The sequence below is a fragment of the Methylobacterium sp. J-090 genome (assembly GCF_022829345.1).
GTDB lineage: Bacteria > Pseudomonadota > Alphaproteobacteria > Rhizobiales > Beijerinckiaceae > Methylobacterium.
This window is the reverse complement of sequence record NZ_JAKSXV010000017.1, coordinates 1-20,010: the sequence shown is the minus strand read 5'-3', so window position 1 is coordinate 20,010 and position 20,010 is coordinate 1. Positions and strand designations below refer to the sequence as shown.

At 71.1% G+C, this 20,010-nt stretch carries 21 protein-coding genes and 1 tRNA gene; 9 read left to right on the top strand and 13 right to left on the bottom strand.

All coding sequences use genetic code 11. The annotated features are described in order from the left end of the window. Positions 1-16: 16 nt before the first annotated feature. From MKK49_RS01640 to MKK49_RS01620, 5 genes are all read right to left on the bottom strand, one after another. Positions 17-91: transfer RNA gene (locus MKK49_RS01640), tRNA-Val, on the bottom strand. Positions 92-248: 157 nt separating this feature from the next. Next, a complete protein-coding gene (locus MKK49_RS01635; protein WP_244026307.1) occupies positions 249-1,973 on the bottom strand; it encodes an ABC transporter permease in 1,725 nt (574 codons plus the stop codon). Between the two features lie 10 nt (positions 1,974-1,983). Next, positions 1,984-3,006: an extracellular solute-binding protein gene (locus tag MKK49_RS01630; protein WP_244026305.1), complete on the bottom strand. Its 1,023-nt coding sequence runs from the start codon at positions 3,004-3,006 to the stop codon at positions 1,984-1,986. Positions 3,007-3,151: 145 nt separating this feature from the next. Next, a complete protein-coding gene (locus MKK49_RS01625; RefSeq protein ID WP_244026304.1) occupies positions 3,152-4,207 on the bottom strand; it encodes an ABC transporter ATP-binding protein in 1,056 nt (351 codons plus the stop codon). Then, on the bottom strand, positions 4,204-4,917 hold the full coding sequence (locus MKK49_RS01620; RefSeq protein ID WP_244026386.1) for an esterase/lipase family protein: 714 nt from the start codon (positions 4,915-4,917) through the stop codon (positions 4,204-4,206). Before MKK49_RS01620 ends, MKK49_RS01625 begins: the two co-directional genes overlap by 4 nt. Positions 4,918-5,036: 119 nt before the next feature. Between MKK49_RS01620 and MKK49_RS01615 the strand changes: the two genes are divergently transcribed. Both MKK49_RS01615 and MKK49_RS01610 read left to right on the top strand, forming a co-directional pair. After that, positions 5,037-7,292, top strand: a complete 2,256-nt coding sequence (locus MKK49_RS01615; RefSeq protein ID WP_244026302.1) for a primosomal protein N' — start codon at positions 5,037-5,039, stop codon at positions 7,290-7,292. Positions 7,293-7,346: 54 nt separating this feature from the next. Continuing rightward, the gene (locus tag MKK49_RS01610) at positions 7,347-7,706 is read left to right on the top strand and encodes an STAS/SEC14 domain-containing protein (RefSeq protein WP_244026300.1); all 360 of its coding nucleotides are present in this window, start codon (positions 7,347-7,349) and stop codon (positions 7,704-7,706) included. A 3-nt stretch (positions 7,707-7,709) separates the two neighbouring features. Here MKK49_RS01610 and MKK49_RS01605 read toward each other — a convergent pair whose 3' ends face one another. The 7 genes from MKK49_RS01605 to MKK49_RS01575 all read right to left on the bottom strand — a co-directional run bounded on the left by MKK49_RS01605 (position 7,710) and on the right by MKK49_RS01575 (position 12,982). Next, positions 7,710-8,102, bottom strand: coding sequence for a hypothetical protein (locus MKK49_RS01605; RefSeq protein ID WP_244026298.1), 393 nt, complete (start codon positions 8,100-8,102; stop codon positions 7,710-7,712). 306 nt (positions 8,103-8,408) lie between these two features. Then, positions 8,409-9,470 (bottom strand): asparaginase, encoded by a 1,062-nt coding sequence (locus MKK49_RS01600; RefSeq protein ID WP_409565003.1) that lies wholly within the window; start codon positions 9,468-9,470, stop codon positions 8,409-8,411. A gap of 31 nt (positions 9,471-9,501) precedes the next feature. Further along, positions 9,502-9,705, bottom strand: a complete 204-nt coding sequence (locus MKK49_RS01595) for a Trm112 family protein (RefSeq protein WP_091972664.1) — start codon at positions 9,703-9,705, stop codon at positions 9,502-9,504. A 26-nt stretch (positions 9,706-9,731) separates the two neighbouring features. After that, positions 9,732-10,400, bottom strand: a complete 669-nt coding sequence (locus tag MKK49_RS01590) for an LON peptidase substrate-binding domain-containing protein (protein ID WP_244026296.1) — start codon at positions 10,398-10,400, stop codon at positions 9,732-9,734. Between the two features lie 61 nt (positions 10,401-10,461). Further along, the gene (gene trxA, locus MKK49_RS01585; protein WP_244026295.1) at positions 10,462-11,355 is read right to left on the bottom strand and encodes a thioredoxin; all 894 of its coding nucleotides are present in this window, start codon (positions 11,353-11,355) and stop codon (positions 10,462-10,464) included. A gap of 141 nt (positions 11,356-11,496) precedes the next feature. Beyond that, complete coding sequence (locus tag MKK49_RS01580) at positions 11,497-11,988, bottom strand: hypothetical protein (RefSeq protein WP_244026294.1); 492 nt, start codon at positions 11,986-11,988, stop codon at positions 11,497-11,499. A 70-nt stretch (positions 11,989-12,058) separates the two neighbouring features. After that, positions 12,059-12,982 (bottom strand): alginate O-acetyltransferase AlgX-related protein, encoded by a 924-nt coding sequence (locus tag MKK49_RS01575; protein ID WP_244026293.1) that lies wholly within the window; start codon positions 12,980-12,982, stop codon positions 12,059-12,061. A gap of 83 nt (positions 12,983-13,065) precedes the next feature. On the opposite strand from MKK49_RS01575, the gene MKK49_RS01570 reads away from it, so the two are divergent. The 7 genes from MKK49_RS01570 to MKK49_RS01540 all read left to right on the top strand — a co-directional run bounded on the left by MKK49_RS01570 (position 13,066) and on the right by MKK49_RS01540 (position 19,339). Beyond that, the gene (locus MKK49_RS01570) at positions 13,066-13,596 is read left to right on the top strand and encodes a 2'-5' RNA ligase family protein (RefSeq protein ID WP_244026292.1); all 531 of its coding nucleotides are present in this window, start codon (positions 13,066-13,068) and stop codon (positions 13,594-13,596) included. Between the two features lie 22 nt (positions 13,597-13,618). Next, positions 13,619-14,383, top strand: coding sequence for a phosphatase PAP2 family protein (locus tag MKK49_RS01565; RefSeq protein ID WP_244026291.1), 765 nt, complete (start codon positions 13,619-13,621; stop codon positions 14,381-14,383). Between the two features lie 84 nt (positions 14,384-14,467). Then, positions 14,468-14,836: a PilZ domain-containing protein gene (locus MKK49_RS01560; RefSeq protein WP_244026290.1), complete on the top strand. Its 369-nt coding sequence runs from the start codon at positions 14,468-14,470 to the stop codon at positions 14,834-14,836. Positions 14,837-14,911: 75 nt separating this feature from the next. Beyond that, on the top strand, positions 14,912-16,225 hold the full coding sequence (locus MKK49_RS01555) for a Gfo/Idh/MocA family protein (protein WP_244026289.1): 1,314 nt from the start codon (positions 14,912-14,914) through the stop codon (positions 16,223-16,225). A gap of 93 nt (positions 16,226-16,318) precedes the next feature. Next, positions 16,319-17,809, top strand: coding sequence for a carbohydrate porin (locus MKK49_RS01550; RefSeq protein ID WP_279595267.1), 1,491 nt, complete (start codon positions 16,319-16,321; stop codon positions 17,807-17,809). A 200-nt stretch (positions 17,810-18,009) separates the two neighbouring features. After that, complete coding sequence (gntA, locus tag MKK49_RS01545; RefSeq protein WP_244026288.1) at positions 18,010-18,735, top strand: guanitoxin biosynthesis heme-dependent pre-guanitoxin N-hydroxylase GntA; 726 nt, start codon at positions 18,010-18,012, stop codon at positions 18,733-18,735. Next, a complete protein-coding gene (locus MKK49_RS01540) occupies positions 18,728-19,339 on the top strand; it encodes a DUF1989 domain-containing protein (protein WP_244026287.1) in 612 nt (203 codons plus the stop codon). Before gntA ends, MKK49_RS01540 begins: the two co-directional genes overlap by 8 nt. A gap of 30 nt (positions 19,340-19,369) precedes the next feature. Here the strand turns inward: MKK49_RS01540 and MKK49_RS01535 are convergent, their stop codons facing one another. Beyond that, positions 19,370-19,879: a DUF3313 family protein gene (locus tag MKK49_RS01535; RefSeq protein ID WP_244026383.1), complete on the bottom strand. Its 510-nt coding sequence runs from the start codon at positions 19,877-19,879 to the stop codon at positions 19,370-19,372. Between the last annotated feature and the right edge of the window lie 131 nt (positions 19,880-20,010).

Genomic DNA, 20,010 nt, shown 5'->3' with positions numbered 1-20,010 from the left:
GGTTCGTCGAAGGAAATGGTGGGCGGTACAGGGATCGAACCTGTGACCTTCCCCGTGTGAAGGGGACGCTCTACCGCTGAGCCAACCGCCCGTTGCCATTGTCGTGCCGGTTCGCTTAGGGGGCTCTCGCGAGCGTTCCCATGATCGTCGGGCGAACGGCGTCCCGCGGGCGCTGCCGCCGGAACCGAGGGCCTTCTAGGGCGCGGCCCCCCGGGCCGTCAAGGCGGGAATTTCGCCGGGACCGGATTTCAGGGACGGGTCGTCGCGGCGGCCGCGCGCCAGGTGCCGAGGCGCATCAGGACCACGACGGGCACGAGGCCGACGAGGACGATGAGCAGGGCGGCCACCGTGCCGTCCTCGTAGGTGCCGCGCGCGGCCTCGCCGTAGAGGTGGGTCGCGAGCGTCTCGACGTTGAGGGGGCGCAGGAGCAGGGTCGCGGGCAGTTCCTTGACGCAATCGACGAAGACGAGGAGCGCCCCGCTCAGCACCGCCGGCCAGGCGAGCGGCCATTGCACCCGGGCGAGTGTCGCGGCGGGTCCGCGGCCGAGCATGCGCCCGGCATCGGGCAGGCTCGGCGGGATGCGGGCGAGCCCGGCCTCGCAGGTTCCCGTGCCGACGGCGAGGAAGCGGATGAGGTAGGCGATCACGAGGGCGCCACCGGTGCCGAGGCCGATGAGGGCGGGGGCGACGCCGAACAGGCGCGTGAGGACGTCCGACAGGATCGTGTCGGCGAGCGCCAGGGGGCCCAGCAATCCGATGGCCAGGATGGCACCCGGCAGGGCGTAGCCGAGGCTCGTCACCCGGATCATCCCGCGCCCGAAGGGACCGGGCAGGAGGCGGGGTCCGGCGGCGACGAGGAAACCGATGCCGGCGGCGAGCCCCGTCGCGAGGCCCGCGTACAGCACCGTATGGCCGATCTCGGCCAGGATGGTCTCGGGCCAGCCCATGCGGGTGACCCGCGCGAAGGCCGCGCGGCACAGGTAGGTCGCGGGAATCAGGAAGCCGATGGCGACGGGCACGAGGCCGAGCGCCAGGGCGGCTCCGGCGCGCCAGCCCTGGAGGGCGCGGCGGGCGAGGGCGCGCGGGCGCTGGGCGGTGCCGGCGAATCCCCGGCCGCGCCGGGCCCAGCGCTCGATGGCGACGAGGGCGAGGACGGCCACCAGCATCACCAGGGCGATCTGGGCCGCACCCGGCAGATCGGAGCGGTTCACCCAGGTGGCGTAGACCTGCACCGTGAGGGTGCGCACCCCCAGGAATTCCGCCGCGCCGATGTCGTTCAGCGCCTCCATGAGGGCGAGGCTGGCGCCGAGCGCGATGGCCGGCCGCGCCAGCGGCAGGGCGACGCGCAGGAACACGGCGGAGGGCGCGCGCCCGAGCATCCGCCCGGCCTCGATGAGGTTGGCCGCCTGCATGAGGAACAGGGCGCGGGTCGGCAGGTAGACGTAGGGATAGAGGACGAAGCCCAGCAGCAGGATGCAGCCCGGCAGGGAACGCAGCTCCGGCAGCACGAAGTCGCGGGGCCGGGCGTAGCCGAGCCACCCGCGCAGGGCCGTCTGCACCGGGCCGATGGGGTGCAGGAGGTCGAGATAGGCGTACGCGACGATGTAGGTCGGCACCGCCATCGGCAGGAGGAGCGCCGCCTCGAGCCAGCGCCGGCCGGGAAACGCGTAGGCCGAGACGAGCCAGGCCGCGCCGGTGCCGAGCACCACCACGAGGGCGCCGACGCCGGCAAGCAGCAGGCCGGTGTCCCACACGGCCCGGGGCAGCACGTGGGCGAGGAGGTGGGGCCACAGGGCGCCGTCGCCCAGCGCCGCCGCGCGGACGAGGGAGGCGACGGGGCTGAGCACCAGGGCCGCCAGGACCAGGGCGGCCACGGTCCAGGCGAAGGTCCGGGGCCGCAGCCGCGTCGCCCGCCCTTTCGGCCGGGGCGTCGGCAGATCTTCGGCGTCGAGCGCCTGCGCCGCGCCGGTCATGGTTGCCCGATCAGTTGTCGAAGCCGACCTTGTCGAGGAGCAGGCTCGCCGCCTTGCGGTTGCGGGCGATGTCGGCGAGCGGCGTCGTGTCGACGGTCAGGGGACCGAGGGCCGCGAGCAGGGGATCGACGGGCGCGCCGGCCTTGACCGGGTACTCGTAATTGCCCTGGGCGTAGAGCCCCTGCGCCTCGTCGGAAACGAGGTATTCGAGGAGCTTGACCGCCTCGTCGCGGTTCGGCGCCGATTTCGCCACCACGGCGCCCGACACGTTGACGTGGGTGCCGCCGCCGAGGAACGTCGGCAACAGCACGGCGATGCCGTCGCCCCAGGCCTTCTGCTCGGGGCCGCCTTTGCCCGAGCGCATGAGGCCGACATAGTACGAATTGGCCAATCCGATCTTGCAGGTGTCGGCGAGGATGTCGCGGGCGACGTCGCGGTCGCCGCCGGCGGGCTTGCGGGCGAGGTTGGCCTTCACGCCCTTGAGCCATGTCTCCGTCGCCTCGGCACCGTGCCGGACGAGGTAATGGGCCACCAGCGCCGTGTTGTAGGGGTGCTGGCCGGAGCGCAGGCACAGGCCGCCCTTCCAGCTCGGATCGGCGAGGGTCTCGTAGGTGAGGCCCTTCTGGTCCTTCAGGTCCTTCGCCGCGTAGGCGACGCGGGCGCGCATGGAGAGGGCGAACCAGCGCCCGTCCGCGTCCCGCAGGGCGGCGGGGATCGCCGCCTCCAGAATGGGCGAGCGCACGGGTTGCGCCAGATCGCGGTCCACGAGCTCGACGAGGTTGCCGATATCGACGGTCATGAGCACGTCGGCCTTGGCCCGCGTCCCCTCCGCCGCCACGCGCTCGGCCAGGCCCTTCTCCACGAACACCGTGTTGACGGTGGTGCCCGTGCGGGCGGTGTAGGCATCGAGCAGCGGCTTGATCAGGCCGGGCTCGCGGGTGGTGTAGAGGTTGACCTCCGCCGCCTGCGCCGATCCGAGGGTCGCCCAGGCGACGACACCCGCCAGAGCGAACTGCTTGACCCCACCGACCATGATCCGTCCTCTCGTAGCGTTTCGGAGGACGTTCAGACGCAGAGCATGGGAAAAAGCAAGCGCGATCTATTAGACTTATAATCGTTAAAAACTAACGCTCGTCTTCCGATCGGCCTCGTTGCAGTGCGGATGCAAGCAACGGCTTTTAATCCATCCCATCGGCGAAAATAAATGTGCTCGCCTCGTCGCAGCGCAGACCCACGGCGTCGCCCGGCCCGCGTCCATCCGTGCCGGACACGGGCAGCGGGAGCGACGCGTCGAACCCTGCGGCCTCGACGGCGAGGATGGCCGTCGCGCCGAGGAAGCGGCGGCCGACGACGCGGCCCGGAAGGCCCTCGCCCACGGGCGCGAGCCGGATCGCCTCGGGGCGCCAGCAGGCGACGGCGCCGGCGCCCTCCGGCAGGTCCGGCGCGGGGCAGGCGCCGAAGGGCGTCGCCACGTGGCCCGCCCGGCAGGTGCCGGTCACCTCGACGAGATCGCCGAAGAAGCGCGCGGCGAAGCGCGAGATGGGGCGGCGATAGAGGTCGTCCCCCGTGCCCACCTGAACGATGCGCCCGGCCCGCATCAGGGCGATGCGGTCGGCAAAACCGAGGGCCTCTTCCGGATCGTGGGTCACCAGGATCGTCGTGGTGCCGGTCTCGCGCAGGAGATCGAGCGTGTCGGAGCGGACCCGGTCGCGGGTGCGCCGGTCGAGGTTCGAGAACGGCTCGTCGAGGAGCAGGATGCGCGGCCCCGGCGCCAGGGCGCGGGCCAAGGCCACTCGCTGGCTCTCGCCCCCCGACAGGGTGCCGGGATAGCCGGCTTCGCGGTCGGCGAGGCCGACCTGCTGCAGCCGCGCCGTCGCGACGGCGCGGGCCGCCTTGCCGGGATGGGCATGGAGGCCGAAGCGCACGTTCTCGGCCACGGTGAGGTGCGGGAACAGGGCGTAGTCCTGAAACATGAGTCCGACGCCGCGCGCCTCGGGCGGCACGCCGCCGACATCGGCGCCGTCGAGGCGGACGGTGCCTCGATCCGGCCGCTCCAGCCCGGCGATGGTGCGGAGAAGCGTGCTCTTGCCGCAGCCGGAATCGCCGAGCAGGGCGACGATCTCGCCGGGTCGCACCGCGAGATCGATCCCGTCCAGCGCCCGCACGGCCCCGAAGCGCAGGCCGAGACCCCGCATTTCGAGGCGGGGCGGTAGGGCGGGGTCGGTCCGGGTCATGGGCGTCCTTCGGAGGGCTTCGCGTCGGGGGCGAGGAATCGTCCGTTCCGGACGAAGTGCAAGGCTTCGCCGATGACGCGCGGGTTCCACATCATCAGGCCGTGCGTGGTGTGCAGGGTCACGTGGGCGCTCATGCCGGCGACCCGCGTGCGGTCGACGCTCACCCGCCCGTCGTTGGGGCGGGGCAGCATCAGCCAGGATTCGACGGGATAGAGCGTGCGGTCTCCCGCGATGACGCCGAGGGGATAGTCGACGGGGCCGAGGAGCGCCGCCAGCTCTGCGTCCCGCCGCGTCGTCAGCTGCGCCCCGGCCGGGCCGAAGAAGGACCGATAGGCGGCCAGGCGATGAAGGCGGTCGGCGACCTCGCTCCCGCCGTTGGGCGGGGCCAGCATCACCACGCGGCCGAGATTGTCCGGGCGGTGGCGGGTCAGGAGGGCGCGGGCGACGAGGCCGCCCATGGAATGCGTGACGACGTGCAGGCGGCGCACCCGCGCGGCGAAGGCGGCCACGGGCGGGGCGATGCCCGCCGCGAGGTCCGCGAGAGCGGCCGTGCGGGCCGGGTAGTCGAGGTTCAGGGTCGCGTGTCCCTGCGCCCGGAAGGCGCGCTCCATCCGGGCCAGGGAGGAGGCGCGGCGCGCGATGCCGTGCAGGAACAGCACGCCCTCCGGCGGGCCGGCGCCGGGAATCGGCCCTGGATCTGGATGGCGCATCGTGACCTCGCGGCACGGATTCGACGGGGGGTCGGCGCCCGGAATGGTCGAGGCGTGCCCGTCGCGCAACCGGCCGATCATGCCTATATTCCGGTTATGTTCCAGAACAGCTCACGCCGATGCCCAGCGTCACCGAGATCCTGATCCCGCTCGCGCTCGACAGCGCCTACAGCTACGCCGTGCCCGCCGGCCTCACCCTGGCGGTGGGCGACGTGGTGCAGATCCCCCTCGGTCCCCGCGAGACCGTGGGGGTGGTCTGGGGCGTGCGCGAAAGCCCGGCGGGCTCGAACCTGCGTGCCGTCACGGGCCGCCTCGACGTGCCGCCCCTCGCCGGGCCCTTGCGCGAGCTCGTCGACTGGCTCGCCCGCTACACCCTGGCACCGAAGGGCTCGGCGCTGGCCATGGCCCTGCGCCTGCCCGACGAGGCGGCCCAGGGCGAGACCGTGCGGATCGGCGTGCGCGCGTCCGGCAAGCCGCCCGCCCGTCCGACGACGGCGCGGACGAAGGTGCTGGCGGTCGCCGCCGACGGCGCCATGCGGGGCAAGAGCGCGCTCGCCAAGGAAGCCGGCGTGTCCCTCAGCGTCGTCGACGGCCTCATCGACGACGGCGCCCTGGAGGCGACGGCCCTCGCCCCCGAGCCCGTCGCCCTGCCGCCCGACCCGGACCACGCCCGCGTGCCCCTGTCGGAGGCGCAGGCGCAAGCCGTGCGCGACTTGATCGCGATGATGAACCCGGCGCCCGCCGATGCGCCGACGGACGCGATCGGCGACCCGTTGCCGGAGGGGACGGCGCCCGTGGCGACGGCCGCGCCCCCGGGGCATGGGGAAAAGGCGCCCACCATCCTGCTCGAAGGCGTCACCGGCTCGGGCAAGACCGAGGTGTATTTCGAGGCCGTGGCCGATTGCGTCCGGCGCGGGCGCCAGGCCCTGATCCTGATGCCCGAGATCGCCCTCACGGCCCAGTTCCTCGACCGCTTCGCCGAGCGCTTCGGCGTGCGTCCGGCGACCTGGCATTCGGGGATCGGGGCGAAGCGCCGCGAGCGCATCCGCGCCGGGGTGGCGGCCGGCGAGATCGCCGTGGTGGTCGGCGCCCGCTCGGCCCTGTTCCTGCCGTTCGCGAAACTCGGGATTATCGTCGTCGACGAGGAGCACGAGGCCGCCTACAAGCAGGAGGACGGGGTGCATTACCATGCCCGCGACATGGCGGTGGTGCGCGGGCGCATCGAGAACTGCCCGGTGGTGCTGGCCTCCGCCACCCCCTCCATCGAGACCCGGGTGAACGCGACGCGCGGGCGCTACCGCCACGTCGGCCTGCCCGAGCGCTTCGGCGGCCGGCGCCTGCCCGACATCGCCGCCATCGACATGCGCTCCGACAAGCCGGAGCGCGGCAGCTTCATCGCGCCCGCCCTCATCGCCGCCGTGCGCGAGACGGTGGCGGCGGGCGATCAGGCGCTGCTGTTCCTCAACCGCCGGGGCTACGCGCCGCTGACCCTGTGCCGGGCCTGCGGCCACCGCTACCAGTGCCGCAACTGCTCGACCTGGCTGGTGGAGCACCGCTTCCGCAAGGCGCTCGTGTGCCACCAGTGCGGCCACGCCGAGCGGCGCCCCGAATCCTGCTCGGAATGCGGCACCTTCGACAATTTGACTCCGTGCGGGCCCGGCGTCGAGCGCATCGCCGAGGAAGTCGCGGCCTTGTTTCCCGACAAGCGCGTCATCGTCCTGTCAAGCGACTTTCCCGGGGGAGCCGAGCGCCTGCGGGCCGAGCTCCAGACCGTGGCCGAGGGCGGCTGCGACATCGTCATCGGCACGCAGCTGGTCGCCAAGGGCCACAACTTCCCGCACCTCACCCTGGTCGGCGTGCTCGACGCCGATATCGGCCTGACCTCGGGCGATCCGCGCGCGGCCGAACGCACGTTCCAGCTGCTCCAGCAGGTCACCGGCCGGGCCGGGCGCGGCGAGAAGCCGGGCCGCGCCCTGGTCCAGACCTTCCAGCCCGAGCATCCGGTCATCGCCGCCCTGCTGTCGGGGGATGCGGCGCGGTTCTACGAGGAGGAGATCGCCGCCCGCGAGGCCGCCGGCCTGCCGCCCTTCGGGCGTCTCGCCGCCCTCATCGTGTCGGCCAACGACCGCGCCGTGGCCGAAGCCCACGGGCAGGCCCTGGCGCGGGCGTCCGAGCCGCCGGACGGCGTGATGGTGCTGGGACCGGCCGAGGCGCCGCTGGCCCTGGTGCGGGGCCGCTACCGCTTCCGCCTGCTGGTGAAGACCGAACGCTCCGTCGATCTGCAGAGTTATCTGCGCGACTGGATCGCACGCGGACCCAAGGTTCGCGGCAACGTGAAGGTCGCCATCGACGTGGACCCGCAGAGTTTCCTATAACGCGGGCTCGACGTTCGCTCGGGGTCGCGTTCGACCCCATCAGGAGTGCTGCACGTGCTGACCTATACGAAGAAGCCGGACTCGAACGTCGCCGAGATCGTGGTCGACGGGCAGATCACCGATGCGGACATGAACACCGTCATCACCGCCATGCAGGCCGACCTCGACAAGGGCGGCAAGATCAAGCTCCTCGAGGATGTCCGCGAGTTCAAGGGCATGGAGCCGGCGGCGTTCTTCAAGGACCCGCGCTTCGGCCTCGCCATGATGAAGGGCGTCAGCCACGTCGCCCTCGTCACCGACGCGTCGTGGCTGCGGATGATCGCCGACACCTTCGGCAAGGTCTCGCCGGCCACCATCAAGACCTTCGACCGCGCCCATATCGAAGAGGCGCGGAGCTGGCTGGCGACGGCCTAAACCCTACTCGGCCTGGGCGGTGCGCGTCGTGTGGCGCCGTGCCGTCCAGCGGCCCGAGCACAGGGACGAGACCTTCCAGGTGCCGCCGCCGGAGGTCGCCTGGAGCCGGCCCGAGACCGCGCCCGTGGCGGTGCCGTTGGTGACGCTGAGGCCCACGGTGCCGTCCGGCCCGACGCGGCCGCTCATGGTGGCGTTCTGACCCGAGACGAGGCGGACCTGCCCCTCCTGCACCGACACCGAGTAGCTGTAGCGGCTGTCGCAGACCATGCCGCTCTCCGTCACGAGGTCGACCGACCAGGCGCCGTTGAAGTTGCCGGCGTCGCGGGCTTGGCCGGGAAGCGGCGCGAGGGCGGCGAGGCCGGTTCCGAGGGTCAACAGCGCGGCGAGTCTGGACATGCATCATCCTTCGGCAAAACTGCCCGGCCGATCCCCCGCGCAGTCGGCGCGACAGCATCCCAAGCAAACGATCAGTGAAGAGTGACCACAGGATACTCGGGCAAGCGGCAGGATTATGACGGGCGGTGCCATTTCAAGATGACAGCCATGGCGGAGGCCGCCTGAACCGGCGATGACTGGACCGATCCGGATCGATAACCTTGGCAGTCTTGGCGATCTCGGCGTCGGACGCGACGGGGACCGAACCGCTTCCCCGGACACGCGGGCCTTCGCGCCATCCGCACCCCTGGCGGACGGCGCCCGCGGCTATCGGTCGTAATAGGCCTGGAGCGCCGCCCGGTCCTTGGTCAGGGGAACCGCCAGGAGTGCCAGCACCCGGGCCTTGTCGGGCGTCAGGTCGTCGGCGAACACCGCGCCGGCCTTGAGCAGGGTGTTGCCGCCGCCCTTGAACCCGTACACGGGCAGGGCCCGGCCGTTATGGACCTTGGTCGCGACGATGACCGGCACGCCCTTGGCGATGGCGTCCCGGATCGCGTCGTGCATCGCCGCGTTGACATTGCCGAAGCCGTAGGCCTCCACCACGATGGCCTCGGCGCCGCCCTCGGCGGACTGGCGCACCTGCGTGCCGTCCGCGCCCGCATACATGGACACGAGGTCGATGCGCGGCATGCGCTCGGGGATCGGCAGGGTCTGGCGGCGCAGGGATTTTCGCGAAAAGATCACCCGGTCCTCGTCGACGTAGCCGAGGGTGCCGGCATCGCCCGAATTGAAGGTCTCGACGTTGCTCGTATGGGTCTTGCGCACCTCGCGGGCCGCGTTGATGCGGTGGTTGAGGGTCACCGTGACGCCCATGTCGACGGCGTCGCGCGACAGGATCTGCCGCACGGCGTTGAGGAGGTTGCGGCTCCCGTCCGAGTCGGCATCGGACGCGTTGCGCTGGGCTCCCACCATCACCACCGGCTTGGGGCTGTGCAGGGTGAGGTCGAGGAAATAGGCGGTCTGGTCGAGGGTGTCGGTGCCGTGCAGGACCACGGCGCCCGCGATGTCGGGCCGGGCGAGCAGTTCGTCCACCTTGGCGGACAGCCCGGGCCAGAGCTCCGGGCCCATGTAGTCGCTCGGCACGTTGCTGAACTCGGTCACCTCGATCCGGGCGATGTCGGCGAGTTTCGGCACGGCGCCGACGAGGTCGGCCCCCGACAGGGCCGGCACCGGTGCCCCGGTGACGGGGTCGTTCTTCATCGCGATGGTGCCGCCGGTGGCGACGATGGCGACCAGGGGGCGCTCGGCGGCGGTGACGGTCATGGTGGCGGTCAGGGCCCAGGTGAGAAAGGCCAGGGCGGCGTGACGGAGGAAGGCAGGTTTCGTCATGGCGCGCGCCCGGGCTCTGAGGGAGGATACGTCAGTCGAGGGGCCGCGCCTCTTCGGGCAGCATGATCGGGATGCCGTCGCGGATCGGATAGGCGAGCTTGGCCGACCGGCTGATCAGCTCCTGACGGGCGACGTCGTAGTCGAGCGTGTCCTTGGTCAGGGGGCAGACCAGGAGTTCGAGGAGCTTGGGGTCGACGCGGGTCGCCTCGACCGGGCTCTGGGTGTCATCGGCCATGGGCACTCATCCTCGAAGGCAACGGATCACTGCAGGGTGGGCTCGGAGCCCGAGCCCCGCACCAACTCCATTTCGGTCACCGCAATCAAGACCTCGGCCCGCGTCTTGAGGTCGGGGGCTTCCAGCATCGCCTGCTTCTCGCGGGCGCCGAACGGGCTCATCATGCACAGCGCGTTGACGAGCGCCTCGTTGGGCGCCTCGTCGATGCCGGCCCAATCGACCTTGAGATCGTTGACCTCGACGAAGTCCTTCAGGGCCTTCAGCACGCCCTCGCGGTCCACGGCGTCCTCACCGGCCCGCGGCTCGAAGTCGGTGGCGAAGTCGTCGTAGGAGACCTGGCAGCGGCGATAGCGCGAGGCCACCGCCATCTCGCTCTCCACCCGGAACCGGGCGACGCCCGTGAGCGAGATGAGGTAGCGCCCGTCGCCGGTCTCGGCGAACTGGGTGATGCGCCCGGCGCAGCCGACCCGGAACAGCTTCGGGGTCATGGGCGACGCGCCGCTTTCCACGTCGGGCTGGATCATGCCGATGATCCGGTCCGTACGCAGGGCGTCGTCCACCATGGCGAGGTAGCGCGGCTCGAAGATGTTGAGCGGCATCTGCCCGCGCGGCAGCAGGAGCGCGCCGGGCAGGGGAAAGACCGGGATGACCCCGGGGCAATCGGCCGGTCCCTTGTAGCCCGCATGCGTGCTCATCGCGTCGCCCCGTCGGTTCGATGCCTCACGCCGACACCCGATCTTACGTGAAGATCTGGCCTCACGCGAAAACCAGGGTGGAGAGTCGTCGCCGGCCCCGGATCGAGGCCTTGTCCATCAGGCCCCAGGCTTCGAAGAAGGTGAGGAGCTGCTTGCGCGCCGCGCCCTCGTTCCATGTCCGGTCCCGCCGCTCGATCTCGATGAGCTGGTCCACGGCCTCGTCGCGCTTGTTGAGGCCGTTGAGGCCGAGCGCGAGGTCGAAGCGGGCCTGATGATCGCCGGGGTCGGCCTCGATCCGGTTCTGAAATTCCCCGAGGTCGCCGAGTTCGGCGGCCTTCTCAGCCAGCTCCAGGGCCGCGCGCACGCCGGTCAGGGCCGCATCCCCCGCCTTGTCGGCCGGCGCCATGGCGAGAATCTCCTTGGCCTTCTCGATCTCGCCGAGATCGAGCTGGAGCTTGGCCAGGGCCGCGATGGCGGCGATGTTGTCGGGCTCCTGCGCGAGGATCGCAGCGTAGAGCTGGGCGGCGCCCGCCGCGTCACCCACGCCCAGCATCGCCTCGGCCTCGGACAGGGCCTCCTCGATGGGGGAGGGGCCGGCCGGACCGGCGAGGCGTTCGATGAAGTCCTTGATCTGGGCCTCGGGTACGGCACCCATGAACCCGTCCACCGGCTGGCCCTTGTCGAAGGCGATGACGGCGGGAATCGATTGGATGCCGAGCTGGCCGGCGATGGAGGGGTGCTCGTCGATGTTCATCTTGACGAGTTTCACGGCGCCGGCCGAGGCCTGCACCACCTTCTCCAGCACGGGGGCGAGCTGCTTGCACGGGCCGCACCACGGCGCCCAGAAATCCACCAGCACGGGCTGCTGCATGGACTCGGCGACGACGTCCTGGCGGAAGCTCGCCGTCGTCACGTCCTTGATCGGTTCGCCCGCCTGGGGCGCGTCGTTCAGCATCGGGTCCTCGAAACGTCGTCAGGAGTCTTCGGTAAAGGTTCGGGGCAGAGGTCTCGGGTGTCGGCCGGGTCTGTCCGTCCGCGTGCCCGTCCGTCAAGAGATGGTCGCGCTCCGGCCTCGGAACCAGACCCGAAATCCTCCTCAGGGCGCCGGCGCACCGGGCGGCGCCTTGGTGTCGGTCACGAACGTTCCCGCATAGGCGCCCTTGGCGGCGTTGGCCTCGCAGGTGATGGCGGTCTTGCCCGGCATCGGTGTGCTGAACGAGCAGGAGCCCACCGCCACCAGCGGGCCCTGAACCACGCCGTCCTTCGTCGTCTCGCTCGGGATCACGAGGTTGATGGGCTGGAGCGGGTCCGTCTCCTCCGTGCGCTCCTGCTGGGCGCCGTTGCCGCTGAAGCTGAGGGCACGACCCTCGGCCGAGAAGTCGAAGCTCGTGCGGCTGCGCGAGACCGAGTTCATCAGCGTGCCCTTGCACGAACTGGTCACGTCCTGGCCGGCGATCACGAGCTTCTCGCAGCGGCCCTCGAGCTTGATCGCCGTCTGCGCCAGGGCGGGACCGGCGAGCAGAAGGGGGGCGAGGGCCAAAGCGAGGCCGAGGGTCGGGGCGAGGCGGAGGGTCGGAGCGTACATCATGGGGCAGATGTATGGTGGCGTCCCGATCTGTCGAGGGGCAGGCGCCGTCGCGAGACCGGGTTCGGGCGGCCTACGGGGCCTCCCGACCCGGCGGCGTCTCCTTCTGGAACGCGCGGATATCGAAGCGATCGTCGGGCACGCGGGTGAGGAAGCGCTCGGCCATCTCGAACAGCAGCAGGTCGGGCCGCACGGATTCGACGTAGCCCCAGTCGAGGCTCGACGACCACACGAAGTGCACTTCGGCAAACGTCTCGGCCAGGAGGCCCGTCAGCATGATCGGCGCGAAATGCGCGTAGGAATCGCCGAACAGCACCACCGTGCGCGGGTCGGCGCCGGGCGTGTCGTTGCGGTAGACCACGTGGGCGCCGACGTGCAGGTCGTGGGCGCGCCCGGCCGTCTCGTAGGCCTCGACCAGGGGGCTGGCGTAGTGGCGCCGCGCATCGCGGTCGATGACGCCGTGGCTCGCCGTCTCCGTGGGCTGGCTCGGGAGCTTGTCGCCGAGGTCGCGCACCCGGGTCGTCTCGAAGCGCGGCCGGTCGAACAGGTCGGCGGGCGGCACCGCGCCGCAGGCACGCAACAGGGTGCGGTAGGCGAAGAGGCAGCCGTCGTAGTTCCAATGGGTGTCCGTGCGGTAGTAGAGCGGCACGGGCCCGTCGCGGCCCGCCCGCATCGGTCCGAGGAGATCGACGAAGGCCGGGTCGTTGACGAGCCTCCGGGCCAGGCGCCGGGCCGGCGAGCGCCTTGCGTCGAAGCCGAGGCCATCGGTGCGGTCGTCGTAGACGGAGAGCTTTTCCGGCACGAGGGTGTGGACGTAGCGGATGCCAAGGGACCGCGCCCGGGCGGCCCGGGCCTCGATGAGCTTGCTCCAGGCGCGCAGGCGCCACCAGCGCGCCGGGGTCGCGCGGTACTGCGCGAGCACGCCGTTGCTGCCCCCGATCAGGAAAAGCCAGCCCTCCCGCCCCACATGGACAATCTCCCGGTGTTTGCGCCGCATGTCCGGCTCTCTAGACGGCGAACGGGTTCCTGAACAGACCGGGGCTGGACCCGTGAGGCCGACCGCGCCATCTGCACAGCCACATGACGAATTCCGGCGCGACGCCCGACCCCCTGATCCTGACCCTGCAATTCGATGCGCAGACCTTCGCGCGGTTCGACGGCCTGCGCCGGCGGCACTTCCCCGCCGCCCTCAATCACATCCCGGCCCACGTCACCCTGTTCCACCACCTGCCCGGCCTCGACGAGGCCGGCATCGCCGAGACCGTGGCGGCGCTCGCCCGGGTCGAGGCGCCGCCGCAGGTCGCGGTGACGGGCCTGCGCTTCCTCGGGCGCGGGGTGGCGTACGGGTTGGAATCGCCCGCCCTCGCGACGTTCCGGGGCCGCCTCGCCCACGAATTCGCGGCCGTGCTGACCGCCCAGGACGGCCAGGGCTGGCGCCCGCACGTCACCGTCCAGAACAAGGTCGCGACCGGTGTGGCGCGCGCGCTCCTGGCCGAGTTGGAGGCGGAGTTCACGCCCTTCGCCTTCACGGCGCCGGGCCTCGTCCTGTGGCGCTATCTCGGCGGACCGTGGGAACGCCGGGCCGCCTTCGCGTTTGGAGAGAACAGGTGAGCCAGGTCAGGACAAGCGCCCGATGAAATCCCTCCCGGCGCTCGGGCGCATCGACCCGCTGATCGGCCGCGCCAATGCCTTACGGCTGGCCCTGCGCCTCAACGAAGTCGGCGCCGTCGTGGCGCTGCTCGCCGTCAGCCTCCTCGGCTACGGCTTCTTCGCCCTGGCGAGCGAGGTCGGCGAGGGCTCGACGGCCGCCCTCGACCGCAAGATCCTGCTGTCCCTGCGCAACCCGGCCGACCTCTCGGACCCCATCGGGCCGCGCTGGCTCGAGGAGACCATGCGGGACATCACCGGCCTGGGAAGCGTCTTCACCATCGTGTTCGTCACGGCGGTCGCGGTGGCCTACCTCGCCATGACGGGGCGGCGCCGGATCGCCGCCTTCGTGGTCGCCGCCATCGGCGGGGGCGAACTCGCCTCCACGGTGCTGAAGCTGTTCTACCACCGGCCCCGGCCGGACCTCGTGCCCCACGGCATGGAGGTGTTCACGGCGAGCTTCCCCAGCGGCCACGCGATGATGTCGGCCATCGCCTACCTCACCCTCGCGGCCCTCGTGGCCCGCGTCGATCGCCAGCGCGGCGTCAAGGTGCTGGTGATGCTGGTGGGGGTGTCGATGACCCTGCTCGTCGGTTTCAGCCGGGTCTATCTCGGCGTGCACTGGCCGAGCGACGTGCTCGCCGGCTGGTGCGTCGGCGCGGCCTGGGCGGCCCTGTGCTGGTTCGTCGCCCTGCAACTCCAGCGCCGGGGCGAGGTCGAGGCGCCGAAGGCGGCCCCGGCGCCCCGTTAACGCTTCGGTCGGAAAGGCGGCCCGACCGCGCAGCCGTTAGGGCCTGGTTGTGGTTGTATGGTCACGCAACCGATGGAGCGCCGTGTGACCGATCCCCGCGAACGCCGCCGTGACCCACGTCAGCGCAGTCTCCTCGGCGCCAGTATCCAGGTCGGCCCGGGGGAATCGACCACCACCTGCCTCGTGCGCAACATCGGCCCGGCGGGAGCGAAGCTGGCCCTGAACGAGGCGATCCCCCTGCCCGCCGCATTTCCCGTCACCATCGACGTCCGCCGCGTGACCCGGACGGCGAACGTCGTCTGGCGCAGGGGGGATGCCGTCGGTGTCAGCTTCGCGCCCGAGCCGGCCGCCGGGACGACCATTCCCCTCGACCTCGTGCGCGCCTTGCGCGCGATACGGGCGGAGAATGCCGGCCTGCGTGGACGCCTCGCCGCCGCCGGCCTGGACGACTGACTGCAGGAACACCCGCCCCCGCATGGCGTTCCCGGACAGCAATCGACCTGTCCGAAACGTCAGCGGCGTGACTTCATGAGCGACGACCTGCCCCTCTCCCGGCGAAATCTCCTGCGCGCCGGAGGCCTGACGGTCACCGGAGCGGCCCTCGGCCTCGGCACCGGGGCGGTGAACGCGCAAGGGCTGCCCGGCCCGTCCGTGCCCGCCGATACGGGGGCGGTCCAGGGCGGGCGTGTGATGTTCCCGAACTGGCGCGGAGCCGGTGACCGGGTGCCGCCGCCGCCGCCCGCCCCGATGCCGCCGTCCGAGCGCGTCGGGTTCGCCGTGGTCGGCCTCGGGCGCCTCAGCCTGGAGGAGATCCTGCCGGCCTTCGGGGAGACGAAGCGGGCCCGCCTCGCGGCGGTGATGTCGGGCACGCCGGCCAAGGCCCGGCTGGTCGCGGAGCAGTACGGCGTTCCGGCCGACGCGGTCTACGGCTACGACGCGTGGGATCGCCTGGCCCAGAATCCTGCCGTCAAGGCGGTCTACATCGTCACCCCGAACGGCCTGCATCGCGACCACGTGCTCGCCGCCGCGCGATCGGGCAAGCACGTGCTGTGCGAAAAGCCCATGGCCAATTCCTCGGCCGAAGCCCGCGAGATGATCGAGGCCTGCGCCAAGGCGGGCCTCAAGCTGATGATCGCCTATCGCTGCCAGTATGAGCCCTACAACCGCGAGGTGACGCGCCTCGCCCGCTCCGGCGAGTTCGGCAGGCCGCGCCTGATCCAGGCCTTCAACGGCCAGACCACCGGCCTGCCCCAGCAATGGCGCCTCAAGAAGGCCCTCTCGGGGGGCGGGGCCCTGCCGGATATCGGCCTCTACTGCCTCAACGGCGTGCGGGCGCTCACGGGCGAGGAGCCGGTCTCCGTGGAGGCGAGCCTCCATTCGCCGCCGAATGACGCGAAGTTCGCCGAGGTGGAGGAGACGGTCTCGTTCACCCTGCGGTTTCCCTCCGGCCTCATCGCCCAGTGCATGACGAGCTACGGCATCCACGAATCGCGCCGGCTCCAGCTCCACACGGAGCGGGCCGACATCGACCTGCGCAACGCCTTCGCGTATCGCGGCCAGCACCTCGTCGTCTCGCGCCCCGACGGCGCCGCGGAATCGCAGGATTCGCGGGTCCTGACGCCGAAGAACCAGTTCGCCCTCGAGATCGACCACATGGCCCGGTGCATCCTCGAGGACCGGCGCCCGCGCACCCCCGGCGAGGAAGGGCTGCAGGATCAGATCCTGATGGAGGCGATCTACGAGGCGGCGCGCTCCGGCCGTCCCGTCACCGTCGGTCCGCCGGCCGGGAGCGGCGGCGGCCTCGATGTCACGCGCGGCCCGGAACTCGACGAGGCCGGCTGAGGGCTCTCGGGATCGTCATGAAACCGGGGTAGGGTTCGCCGAACACCTGCCCAGGGGCCGTCCATCTCCCTCCGCCGCTTCATCGCCCCCGGCCTGGCCCTCGGCTCGACCCTCGGCCTGCTCGGCGCCGCGAGCCTTCGCGGCGCGCAGGCCCAGAGCCCCGCCGAAGAGCTCGCCCGGATCGCGGCCGAGCCCGTCGCCATCGGATCGTCGCGCGGCGCGGGCGGCGATCCGCTGACCTCGGTGGCCCAGTCGGTCACCTCGTCCCGCCCATCCGCCAACCTCGACACCTCGATCCAGGATCAGCTCGGCGCCTACGGCGATCCGTTCGGCCTTCGCGCGTATCTCAAGGCCCGCGGCATCACCTACAGCTTCACCTACATCGGCGAAGGCCTGGGCAACGCGACGGGCGGCCTGCGCCGGCGCGCGATCCTCGAGGGCCTCCTCGACCTCGAGATCGATGCCGACCTCGGCCCCCTCCTCGGGTGGCAGGGGGCGTTCCTGCACACCAACCTGTTCCAGATTCACGGGGCGGGCCTGTCGCGGGGCACCGTCGACAACCTCGTCACGGTCAGCGGCATCGAGGCGCTGCCGTCCTCGCGGCTCTACGAACTCTCCTTCGAGCAGAAGCTGTTCGACGACCGGGTCTCGGTGCGGTTCGGGCAACTCGCCGCCGACACCGAGTTCGCCGTGACCCAGACCGGCACGGTGTTCGTGAATTCCACCTTCGGCTGGCCGAACAACATGGCCGTGGTGATCCCGAGCGGCGGGCCGATCTATCCCCTGGCGGTGCCGGGCATCCGCGCGAAAGTCGTGCCCAACCCCAACCTCTCCCTGCAGGTGGGCGTGTTCGACGGCGATCCGGCGGGGGCCGCCCGATCCGGCATCGATCCCGATCCGCAGCGCCGCAACCGCACCGGCACCAGCTTTCGTACGAACGATCCCGCCCTCGTCATCGCCGAGGCCGCCTACGCCTACAACATCGAGCCCGGCAGCACCGGCGAGGCCGGAACGGTGACGCTCGGCGGCTGGCACCATTTCGGGCGCTTCGACAGTCTGCGCTTCGACCAGAACCGCACGCCCCTGGCCTCATCCGGCGGCACCGGCATCGCCCGGCGTTTCCGGGGCGACAGCGGCCTCTACGGCATCATCGACCAGACGATCTATCGCGAGCCCGACGACCCCAACGACGGCGCCAGCGTGTTCGTTCGCGTGGCGGGCGGGCCGTCCGACCGCAACCTCATCGACCTCTATGTCGATGCCGGCATCGCCTACAAGGGGCTCCTGCCGGGACGCTCCGACGACACCGTCGGCGTCGCCTTCGCCCTCTCGCGGATCTCCCGCGACGTGCGGGGCTTCGACGCGGACACGATCCTGGCCAGCGGCGTCCCCGGCCCGCGCCGGAGCAGCGAGGCGGTGCTGGAGGCGACCTACCAGGCGGTGCTCGGCCCCGGCGTGACCCTGCAGCCGGACATCCAGTACATCTTCCGGCCGAGCGGCGGCATCCTCAACCCGCGCGATCCCGATGCCGGGCGCATCCGCAACGCGGCGGTGTTCGGCCTGCGCACGACGATCCGGTACTAGGCACCCGTACGTCTCGGGCGCCCGCCATGGCGTGTGCAAAATCCCCTGTTGGCGAATCCCCTGTTGGCGAATCCCCTGTTGGTAAGCCTGCGGCCACTCGTCCAGGGCGGAACACCGGGTCTGTTCGCCCGGTTGCACAGGGCCGCGTCATCGGCTGCCGCATCTCTGCGCAGCCGGCGTTGGCCGAGTGATGAGTGCGTATGCAGTTTCCCAGGGACGACCGTGACCATGCGCTGGCGCATGCCTTCCGCGACTTCATCCGTGACCCACCCTTTCCCTGCGTCGGCGCGAAATCGGCCCTGTCGAAGGGGCAGATGAAGATCGTGGTGGCCCGGGACATCACCTCCGGCTGGGACGACATGCGGATCTATCCCGCGCTCCTCGCCTTCGCCGCGCGCTACAAGCGGGCACCGGACCTGTTCCAGAGCTTCGCCGTGGTGTTCGAGGGGCCGGGCGACCTCGGGGAGGAACAGTTCGAGCGTCACCTCTGGGCCCGCGCCCAGTCGCTCGCCGACAAGGATCAGTGGCTCGGCCAGCCGTGGGACCGGCGCGTCGCGAGCGATCCCGAGAGCCCGCACTTCTCCCTGAGCTTCGGCGGCGAGGCCTTCTTCATCGTCGGCCTCCACCCGCGGGCGAGCCGGCCGGCCCGGCGCTTCTCGTCGCCCGTGCTGGTGTTCAACCTCCACGCCCAGTTCGAGGCCCTGCGCGAGGCCAACCGCTACGAGAAGCTGCGCACCTCCATCCTCGCCCGCGACGCGGCCTTCGCCGGCTCCGCCAATCCGATGCTGGCCCGCCACGGCGAAATGTCCGAGGCCCGCCAGTACAGCGGCCGGGCCGTCTCGGAGGCGTGGCAATGCCCGTTCCAGGGCCGCGCCCGCGCGAGCGAGGCGACCCAGGCTCGCGCGAGCGAGGTGACCGATGTGTGACGCGCCTGCGCCCCACGCGATCGCGCCGCGCTCGGGCGTCGCCTTCACCCTCGACCGGGGCCAGCGCCTCACGGTCATTGACCCGCAGGGCGAGCAGGTCGCCGACCTCCTCGCCTACAACCGGCACGACATCGCGGAAGTCCTGTCCTCGGGCCGCACCCTCGACTATGCGAGCCGGATCTACCTCACCACGGGCGATCCCCTGTACTCGAACCGCTCCAACGTGATGCTCACCATCGTGGCCGACACCGTCGGGCGCCACGACTTCCTGATGACGCCGTGCTCGAAGGACACGTTCCGGATCATCTACGGGGATACCGATCCGCATCGCGGCTGCTTCGGCAACCTCGCGGCGGCGCTCGCTCCCTACGGGATCGGGCCCGACCAGATCCCCATCGCGTTCAACTGCTTCATGAACGTGCCCATCGACGCCGCGACCGGGGCCATCACCGTCGAGCCTCCGTTGAGCCGGGCCGGCGACCACATCACCTTCGAAGCGCAGGCCGACCTCATCATCGGTCTCACGGCCTGCTCGGCCCTGCAATCGAACAACGGCAGCTTCAAGCCGATCCATTACCGGATCGACACGGCGGACGCCGCCTGAGTCAGGCGGAGCCGGGGTCGATCGCGGATTCTAGTCGGATTTCTTCGCCCCATCGTCGCTCCATTCGGGCGGCAGTCCGAGATGGGTCGCGACGGCGCCGGCGAGGCCCGGGCTTCGGCCGAAGGCTTCACAGACCGAGTATTTGGGTGCCATTCCGAGGGCGCGGCCCATCTTGTCCGACGACGGCCAGGAGCCCATGCGCCCGAAGGGACTTTCGCCGTCGACGAGAAGGTCGCTGAAATCCTCGCCGAACTTGCCGGCGAGGGTATAGGCATCGCCGACATCGGAGACGGTCGCGGCCGAGGCCATGATCTCGGCTCCGCGCGCCCAGACCATCGCGGCTTTCTGGGCGCCCTTCGCGTCCCGCGCTTCCGCCTCCACGGAGAGGCTGCCGAGGCCGAAGGGAAGGCGTGGGACGGGGGCGCTCACGCCGATCGCCATGGGTACGAATCCGAGGCCCTTGGAGACGCCCGCAGAGACCTGGTCGGTGACTTCGAGGTTGCCGACGACGGCCTGGACCGTGAGGTCGGCGGTTGTAATTACCCACCCCCGTAATCTCGGGGTTCAGGCGCCGACGGTTTTGAGGATGGTGCCGAAGGAGCTGCTGCCTGTGAGGCGCGCGGTATCGACGACGGTGCGGATGGCAGCTTCGCCCTCGGCGGCCCACATCG

Coding starts and splice junctions, on each gene's coding strand:
- MKK49_RS01635 (WP_244026307.1), bottom strand. CDS start 1,973: ATGACCGGCGCGGCGCAGGCGCTCGACGCCGAAGATCTGCCGACGCCC.
- MKK49_RS01630 (WP_244026305.1), bottom strand. CDS start 3,006: ATGGTCGGTGGGGTCAAGCAGTTCGCTCTGGCGGGTGTCGTCGCCTGG.
- MKK49_RS01625 (WP_244026304.1), bottom strand. CDS start 4,207: ATGACCCGGACCGACCCCGCCCTACCGCCCCGCCTCGAAATGCGGGGT.
- MKK49_RS01620 (WP_244026386.1), bottom strand. CDS start 4,917: ATGCGCCATCCAGATCCAGGGCCGATTCCCGGCGCCGGCCCGCCGGAG.
- MKK49_RS01615 (WP_244026302.1), top strand. CDS start 5,037: ATGCCCAGCGTCACCGAGATCCTGATCCCGCTCGCGCTCGACAGCGCC.
- MKK49_RS01605 (WP_244026298.1), bottom strand. CDS start 8,102: ATGTCCAGACTCGCCGCGCTGTTGACCCTCGGAACCGGCCTCGCCGCC.
- MKK49_RS01600 (WP_409565003.1), bottom strand. CDS start 9,470: ATGACGAAACCTGCCTTCCTCCGTCACGCCGCCCTGGCCTTTCTCACC.
- MKK49_RS01595 (WP_091972664.1), bottom strand. CDS start 9,705: ATGGCCGATGACACCCAGAGCCCGGTCGAGGCGACCCGCGTCGACCCC.
- MKK49_RS01590 (WP_244026296.1), bottom strand. CDS start 10,400: ATGAGCACGCATGCGGGCTACAAGGGACCGGCCGATTGCCCCGGGGTC.
- trxA (WP_244026295.1), bottom strand. CDS start 11,355: ATGCTGAACGACGCGCCCCAGGCGGGCGAACCGATCAAGGACGTGACG.
- MKK49_RS01580 (WP_244026294.1), bottom strand. CDS start 11,988: ATGATGTACGCTCCGACCCTCCGCCTCGCCCCGACCCTCGGCCTCGCT.
- MKK49_RS01575 (WP_244026293.1), bottom strand. CDS start 12,982: ATGCGGCGCAAACACCGGGAGATTGTCCATGTGGGGCGGGAGGGCTGG.
- MKK49_RS01570 (WP_244026292.1), top strand. CDS start 13,066: ATGACGAATTCCGGCGCGACGCCCGACCCCCTGATCCTGACCCTGCAA.
- MKK49_RS01565 (WP_244026291.1), top strand. CDS start 13,619: ATGAAATCCCTCCCGGCGCTCGGGCGCATCGACCCGCTGATCGGCCGC.
- MKK49_RS01555 (WP_244026289.1), top strand. CDS start 14,912: ATGAGCGACGACCTGCCCCTCTCCCGGCGAAATCTCCTGCGCGCCGGA.
- gntA (WP_244026288.1), top strand. CDS start 18,010: ATGCAGTTTCCCAGGGACGACCGTGACCATGCGCTGGCGCATGCCTTC.
- MKK49_RS01540 (WP_244026287.1), top strand. CDS start 18,728: ATGTGTGACGCGCCTGCGCCCCACGCGATCGCGCCGCGCTCGGGCGTC.